Genomic DNA, 7,007 nt, shown 5'->3' on the forward strand with positions numbered 1-7,007 from the left:
TCGAGTGCTCAGTTCCCCACGCCGGGAAATGGGCACTCGACGCAYSCCCACCMTCGAGTGCTCGGTTCGGGACGGGTCAGCGCAGGCCGGTGCGGCGCTCGAGCGCGAGCGAGACGAGCTCGTCGATGAGGTCGGGGTACTCCAGGCCCGAGGCCGCCCACATCCGGGGGTACATCGAGTGCGGGGTGAAGCCCGGCATCGTGTTGATCTCGTTGATGACGACACGGCCGTCGTCGGTGTAGAAGCAGTCGACGCGCGCAAGCCCCTCGCAGCCCAGCGACTCGAAGGCCTCCGCGGCGAGACGCCGCACCTCCTTGGCGACCTCCTCGGGCACGTCGGCCGGGCAGCTGAGGTCGACGTCGGCCTCGGCGAGGTACTTCGCCTCGAAGTCGTAGAAGGCGTGGTTGTCGTGGATGGCGATCTCGCCGACCTCGGACGTGCGCGGCCCGGTCGTGCCGTGGCCCTCGAGCACCGCGCACTCGATCTCGCGTCCCACGATGCCCTCCTCGACGAGCACCTTGGGGTCGTGCTCGCGGGCGACCTCGATGGCGGCCTCCAGGCCCGCGGGCTCGTCGACCCTGGTGATCCCCATGGACGAGCCGGCCCGGGCGGGCTTGACGAAGAGCGGGTAGCGCAGGCCGGCGCACGCGTCCATGGCGGCCGCCCGGTCGGTGCGCCACGCGCGGTCGGTGATGACGGCATACGGCCCGACGGGAAGGCCGTGCCCGGCGAAGACGACCTTCATGTAGTGCTTGTCCATGCCCGCGGACGAGGCGAAGACCCCGGAGCCGACATAGCGGACGTCCGAGAGCTCGAGGAAGCCCTGGAGCGTGCCGTCCTCGCCGAAGGGGCCGTGCAGCAGCGGGAAGACGACGTCGACCTGCCCGAGCTCCTGAGGCGGCTGACCCGCCTCGAGGACGGTGAGCGAGCTCTCCCGCGTCGACAGCGGCAGGACGACGTGGGCGGCGCTCGGCTCGACCTCGGGCGTGCGGCTCGCCGTCAGCTCGAAGCGGCTCGGGTCGTCGGCGGCGAGGACCCACTGGCCGTCGCGGGAGATGCCGATCGGCACGACGTCGTACTTGCTCCGGTCGATCGCCCGGAGCACCCCCGCTGCGGTGGCGCAGGAGACGGCGTGCTCGGAGGAACGTCCTCCGAAGACGATGGCGACGCGGGGGCGGCGGCTCGGCTGGTCGGGCTGGGGCTGGTCCGTGGTCATCAGACGAGACTCTATCCCGACCTTCCGGACCCCCTCGTACGCTGACGGCGTGGTCAGGGAAGAGGATGCGCAGCAGATGCAGGTGGAGACGTTCCTCGTGGCGTCCGGTCGCCCGGAGCCCTCCCCCGGTGCGTCCGTGAACGTGCCCGTGGAGCTCACCTCCACGTATGCCGCCGACGGCGCCGTCAACTACGCCCGGTCCGGCAACCCCACGTGGAACGCCTTCGAGGAGGCCCTCGGGGGCCTCGAGGGCGGTCGCGCGCTCGTGCACGCCTCCGGCATGGGAGCCATCTCGGCAGCGCTGTCGCTCGTCCCCGAGGGAGGCACGGTCGTCGCGCCCGACACCACGTACAACGGGACCGGCGACCTGCTCGCGGCCCACGAGGAGGCCGGCGGCACCGTCGTACGCGTCCACGCCACCGACACGGCAGGGTTCCTCGACGCCCTCGAGTCAGCCGAGCTGCTGTGGCTCGAGTCGCCCACGAACCCGCTCATGGACGTCACGGAGCTCGACGTCGTGCTCGCCCGCGCACGCGAGCTCGGGGTGACGAGCGTCGTCGACAACACCCTCTCGACGCCGCTGCTCTGCCGCCCACTGTCCCTCGGCGCCGACATCGTCGTGCACTCGGTGACGAAGTACCTCTCAGGACACAGTGACGTCGTGCTCGGTGCGACCGTCGTGGCCGACACCGGCCGTGGCCGCGAGATCGGCGAGCGCCTGCGCCGCCACCGCACCCTGCACGGGGCGATCGCCGGGCCGATGGAGGTCTTCCTCGCCCTCCGCGGGCTGCGCACGCTCTCCGTGCGGTTCGAACGGGCGAGCGCCACCGCGGCGGAGCTGGCCCGACGACTCTCGGACCACCCGTCGGTGGCGCGGGTCCGCTATCCGGGGGCCGGCGCCATCCTGTCGATCGACGTCGCGGGCGACGCCGCTGCCGCGGAACAGGTGTGCTCCGCCACTCGCCTGTGGCTGCACTCGACGAGCCTCGGTGGCGTGGAGTCCCAGCTCGAGCGCCGTCGTCGCCACCCCTCGGAGTCCGAGCAGGTGCCGGTCAACCTGCTGCGCCTCTCCGTCGGCATCGAGCACGTCGACGACCTCTGGGCCGATCTCGCCCAGGCCCTGGACTCCGTCTGAGTCGATCTCTGAGATTCCCCTCAGAATCGTCCGGGAGAGTGGGGTCCGGCCGCGGCGACCCTGCGGTCGTCGTCGCCTCCCATCCGAAGGATCGTTCCGTGGGCAACCTGCTCGACCTCAGCACCGCTCTGTTCCTGCACGTCAACGACTTCGCGCGTACCTCGACCTGGCTGCATGCCCCGGCCGTGGCCTACGCGAAGTACGGCCTCGTCGTGTTCGCGGCGCTGATCCTCGTCGGTGTCTGGCGGCGACGCGGCGACAGTGACCGGCTGCTCGCTGCGGCGATCTGGGCGGGGCTCGGCACCCTGCTTGCCGTCGCCGTGAACCAGCCGGTCGCGGCGCTCGTGGCCGAGGCACGGCCGTATGCCGCGCACCCGTCGGCGCTGGTGCTCATCGACCGGACCACGGACTGGTCCTTCCCGTCCGACCACGCGGTGATGGCGGGGGCCGCCGCCGCCGGACTCTTCATCGTGTCGAAGCGACTGGGGGCCGTCGCCTTTGTCGCCGCGCTGCTCATGGCCGCCACCCGTGTCTACGTCGGGGCGCACTACCCCCACGACGTCGTGGCCGGGCTGGTGCTCGGCGCCGCGGTCGCCGGACTCGGTTGGCTGCTGCTCCGCCGGCCGCTGACCTGGATGGTGCACCGTGCCCGCGCGCTGCCCGTCGTGGACCGCGTTCTCGCCCCGACCGTGTAGAGGGTTCCCGGGCCGGCTGTCCATCACGCCCCCCGCGTTGGCCCCGGCCCGCACATGCTGACAGGGTGGACCGCTGCCTCCCCGGAGAGCAGGGCCCACCACTCGTCCACGGCTGCAGCCGTCACGCCCACAGACACGGAACACCCGCGATGAGCCTCTCCCACGAGCACGAGCATGACCACCAGCACGAGCACGCTCACGGCCTGTGGGGTGCACTGCGGCACGCCCTCGCGCCCCACTCGCACGACGCCGCCGACTCCATCGACTCGGCCCTCGAGTCGAGCGCCCGCGGGATCCGTGCCGTGAAGATCAGCCTCGCCGTGCTCGGCCTCACCGCCGTCGCCCAGCTCCTCGTGGTCGCCGCGTCGGGCTCGGTCGCGCTGCTGGCCGACACCATCCACAACTTCTCGGACGCCCTGACCGCAGTGCCGTTGTGGATCGCCTTCGCCCTCGGTCGGCGCGCTGCGACGAAGCGCTACACCTATGGCTACGGCCGCGCCGAGGACCTGGCCGGGCTCTTCGTCATCGCCATGATCGCCCTGTCCGCCGTGGTCGCCGGCTGGGAGGCCGTCGACCGGCTGCTGCACCCCGCGCCGGTCGGGAACGTCGGCTGGGTCGCGCTGGCCGGCTTGATCGGCTTCCTCGGCAACGAGACCGTTGCCCTGTTCCGCATCCGAGAGGGACGGGCCATCGGGTCAGCGGCCCTGGTCGCCGATGGGTACCACGCCCGCATCGACGGTTTCACGTCACTGGCGGTTCTCGTCGGGGCAGGAGGCCTCGCGATCGGCTGGAACTGGGCCGACCCGGCCGTGGGCCTCGCCATCACCGTCGCCATCGTCATGGTGCTGCGCTCCACCGGCCGCGACGTGGTGCGCCGACTCATGGACGGCGTCGAGCCGGAGATCGTCGAGGCAGCCGAGACCACCCTCGCCGAGGTCCCCGGAGTGACGGCTGTGCGCAGCGTCCGCATGCGTTGGATCGGCCACGAGATCCATGCCGAGGCCGAGCTCGACGTCCACGCCGCCACGAGCCTGGCCGACGCGCACGTCCTCGCCCATCGAGCCGAGGCGGACCTCGTGCGCACGACGCCCAAGCTCACCAGGGCCGTGGTCCACGCCTACCCGTCCCGCACCTAGGGGGCGGACGGCATACGCCCTCAGCGCTTCTCGGCCTTGAGGTCACGGGACATCAGGCGCGGCCCCACCTCGCTGGCCGGGTGCCCGTCGCGGATGACGGCGACCACCTGCTCGCAGATCGGCATCTCGACGTCGTGCTGCTCGGCGAGGGTGAGGATCGACTCGCACGACTTCACCCCCTCGGTCGTCGTGCGCAGCTCGGCCGTGGCCTCCGCGACGGTCATGCCGCGCCCCAGCCGGACACCGAAGCTGTGGTTGCGCGAGAGCGGGGACATGCACGTCGCGATGAGGTCACCGACGCCGGCGAGCCCCATGAACGTCTGCGGGTCCGCACCGAGCGCCAGACCGAGGCGCGTCGTCTCGGCCAGCCCGCGCGTGATGATCGTGGCCTTCGTGTTGTCACCGAAGCCCATGCCCTCGGCCATGCCGGAGGCCAGGGCCACGACGTTCTTCGTCGCACCACACACCTCCGCACCCGTCACGTCGGTGTCGGTGTAGGGCCGGAACCAGGGCGTCGCGCAGGCGGCAGCCACCAGTTCCGCCGTCGCCATGTCGTGGCACGCGACGACTGCGGCCGCCGGCTGTCGACGGGCGATCTCGGTGGCGAGGTTGGGCCCCGACACGACCACGACGCGATCCTGCTCGACGTCTCCCGCCTCGGCGATGACCTCACTCATGCGCATCGTCGTGCCGAGCTCGACCCCTTTCATCAGGGAGACGACCGGCACGCCCGCGGGGATCGCGTCGCCCCACTGGCTCAGGTTGTCCCGGAGGGTCTGCGAGGGCACCGCGAGCACGACGAGGTCGGCGCGGTCGAGCGCCTCGCCGGTCTCGACCGTGGCGCGGACCGTCGCCGGCAGCTCGAGCTCCGGCAGGTAGGCGTCGTTGCGCCCGGCGTTGACGGCGTCAGCGACTTCCCTGCGGCGGGCCCACATGGTGACGTCGCAGCCGGCGTCAGCCAGAATCATCGCGAACGCGGTGCCCCAGTTGCCACTGCCCAGGACCGCGACCCGCGTCACGAGCGGTTCCCGTCCGCGTCCTTCGATCGCCGGTGACGCCCGATCTCCTCATGCTTCAAGGGGCTCCCGACCTCGGGGATACCGCGAGTGCGCGGGTCGAACCGCTCGGTCGGGCGCTTCTCGTCACGGAGCACCTCGAGCAGGTCGGTGATGCGGTCCATGAGCCGGTCGGTCGCCTCGCGGAGGATCAACGCGTCGATGGGTCGGCCGTAGAGGTCCGACAGGTCGACGGGCGGACCGGCATACATCATCATCGTCTTGCGCGGGAAGAGCGAGGGCCGGTGGCCATAGGGGGACAGGATCTCGTGTGCACCCCACTGCGCCACCGGGATCAGCGGGCAGCGCGTCTCGAGGGCGACCCGGGCGGCACCGGTCTTGCCGCGCATCGGCCACAGGTCGGGGTCGCGCGTGATGGTGCCCTCGGGGAAGATGCCCAGCGCCTTGCCGGCGCGCACCCCGTCGACCGCGGCGCGGTACGAGTCGGTCGCCGCGACCGAGTTCCGGTAGACCGGGATCTGGCCACACTTCTTCAGCAACCACCCGACGACCGGGATCGCGAAGAGGCTGTCCTTGCCGAGGAAGTACGCCTCGCGACCGCTGTCGAACATGAAGTGCGCGAAGACGATGGGGTCGACGTAGGAGATGTGGTTGGTCGACACGACGAACCCGCCTTCGGCCGGGATGTTCTCGAGGCCGCGCCAGTCGCGCTTCGTCACCCGCATCAACAGCGGCCGGAGCACGAACGCCACGGAGCGGTAGGCCCAGGGCAGCCGCCTCTTGCGTGCGCCGGCAGTCACGTTGTCACGTCCTTCTCGTCGTGCGCACGCCGGTCGACGTGGCTGGCCTTCATCTTGTCCACCTCGCGGCGCGGTGTCGAGCAGCAGCGCGGCGAGTGGGACGATATCGCCAGCATGTCGACCTCCTCCCCCACGTACCCCACGTACCCCGCGTACCCCGCGCACCCCGCAGCCGGCCGGTCCATCCGCTGGCACGTCGTGGTCCCCGTCAAGGACACGAGCCGCGGCAAGTCCCGCCTGGCCCGTGCGGTCGGCGCGGACCGCCCCGACCTCAGTGCCGCGATCGCCACCGACACGCTCTCGGCCGCCCTGCGGGCGGTCGACGCGGATCACCTGGTCCTCGTCAGCAGCGACGCTGGTCTGTCCACAGCATGGCGGGCCCGCGGGGTGCACGTCGTGCCCGACCCGGGCACGGGACTCAACGACGCCATCTCCGCAGGTATGCGTGCAGCCGGGTCCGGCGCGCCCGTGGCCGCGCTGCTCGGCGACCTCCCTGCCCTCGACGGCGAGTCCCTGCGAGCGGCCCTCGAGGCCGCAGGGCGGCAGCCTGAGTCGTTCGTGCCCGACGCGGACGGCACGGGCACGGTGCTGCGCTGCGGTCGCGACTTCACGCCTCGCTTCGGAGCCGGGAGCGCCTCGCGACACGAGGCCGACGGTGCGGTGCGGCTCGAACTGCCCCTCCCGCGGCTGCGCACCGACGTCGACGACGCCCGGAGCCTGTCCGAGGCGCGACGCCTCGGCCTCGGCGCGGCCACACGAGCCGTCCTGCAGCACCGGGCATCTGGTTGGATCAGGAGCATGCAGGCCACCGTCCACCGCTTCGACCCCGAGACCCACACCGGCAGCGTGCTCCGGGACGACGGCGTCGAGCTGGCGTTCGAGGCGCCGGCCTTCGAGTCGAGCGGCCTGCGCCTCCTGCGCCTCGGCCAGCGGCTCACGGTCGAGGTGGTCGACGACCTCGTGGTCGCGCTCCACATCGTCGGGGTCGGTCCGGGGCAAGCCATCCGCT

7 protein-coding genes are annotated in these 7,007 nt (G+C 71.8%); 4 read left to right on the top strand and 3 right to left on the bottom strand.

The annotated features are described in order from the left end of the window. Positions 1–76: 76 nt before the first annotated feature. Positions 77–1,216, bottom strand: coding sequence for a D-alanine--D-alanine ligase family protein (locus tag AC1DP0_RS15190; RefSeq protein WP_478085559.1), 1,140 nt, complete (start codon positions 1,214–1,216; stop codon positions 77–79). Between the two features lie 76 nt (positions 1,217–1,292). Between AC1DP0_RS15190 and AC1DP0_RS15195 the strand changes: the two genes are divergently transcribed. The 3 genes from AC1DP0_RS15195 (at position 1,293) to AC1DP0_RS15205 (ending at position 4,182) form a co-directional block, all read left to right on the top strand. Next, entirely contained in the window at positions 1,293–2,351 is a 1,059-nt protein-coding gene (locus AC1DP0_RS15195; protein WP_478085580.1) for a trans-sulfuration enzyme family protein, read from the top strand. Positions 2,352–2,449: 98 nt separating this feature from the next. Next, positions 2,450–3,046: a phosphatase PAP2 family protein gene (locus AC1DP0_RS15200; RefSeq protein WP_478085562.1), complete on the top strand. Its 597-nt coding sequence runs from the start codon at positions 2,450–2,452 to the stop codon at positions 3,044–3,046. A gap of 149 nt (positions 3,047–3,195) precedes the next feature. After that, entirely contained in the window at positions 3,196–4,182 is a 987-nt protein-coding gene (locus AC1DP0_RS15205; RefSeq protein WP_478085567.1) for a cation diffusion facilitator family transporter, read from the top strand. A gap of 20 nt (positions 4,183–4,202) precedes the next feature. On the opposite strand, the gene AC1DP0_RS15210 is transcribed toward AC1DP0_RS15205, so the two are convergent. Together AC1DP0_RS15210 and AC1DP0_RS15215 are read right to left on the bottom strand one after the other, a co-directional pair. Next, positions 4,203–5,201: an NAD(P)H-dependent glycerol-3-phosphate dehydrogenase gene (locus AC1DP0_RS15210; RefSeq protein WP_478085571.1), complete on the bottom strand. Its 999-nt coding sequence runs from the start codon at positions 5,199–5,201 to the stop codon at positions 4,203–4,205. Next, positions 5,198–5,998, bottom strand: coding sequence for a lysophospholipid acyltransferase family protein (locus tag AC1DP0_RS15215; protein ID WP_478085574.1), 801 nt, complete (start codon positions 5,996–5,998; stop codon positions 5,198–5,200). Before AC1DP0_RS15215 ends, AC1DP0_RS15210 begins: the two co-directional genes overlap by 4 nt. 114 nt (positions 5,999–6,112) lie before the next feature. On the opposite strand from AC1DP0_RS15215, the gene cofC reads away from it, so the two are divergent. After that, the coding region (gene cofC / locus AC1DP0_RS15220; protein WP_478085578.1) for a 2-phospho-L-lactate guanylyltransferase at positions 6,113–7,007 on the top strand (895 nt) is incomplete at its 3' end.

This window comes from Terrabacter sp. P5_B1, assembly GCF_056400505.1.

Bases quoted from the DNA above. Each gene is read 5' to 3' on its own strand.
- AC1DP0_RS15190 (WP_478085559.1), bottom strand. From the start codon at position 1,216: ATGACCACGGACCAGCCCCAGCCCGACCAGCCGAGCCGCCGCCCCCGC.
- AC1DP0_RS15205 (WP_478085567.1), top strand. From the start codon at position 3,196: ATGAGCCTCTCCCACGAGCACGAGCATGACCACCAGCACGAGCACGCT.
- AC1DP0_RS15195 (WP_478085580.1), top strand. From the start codon at position 1,293: ATGCAGGTGGAGACGTTCCTCGTGGCGTCCGGTCGCCCGGAGCCCTCC.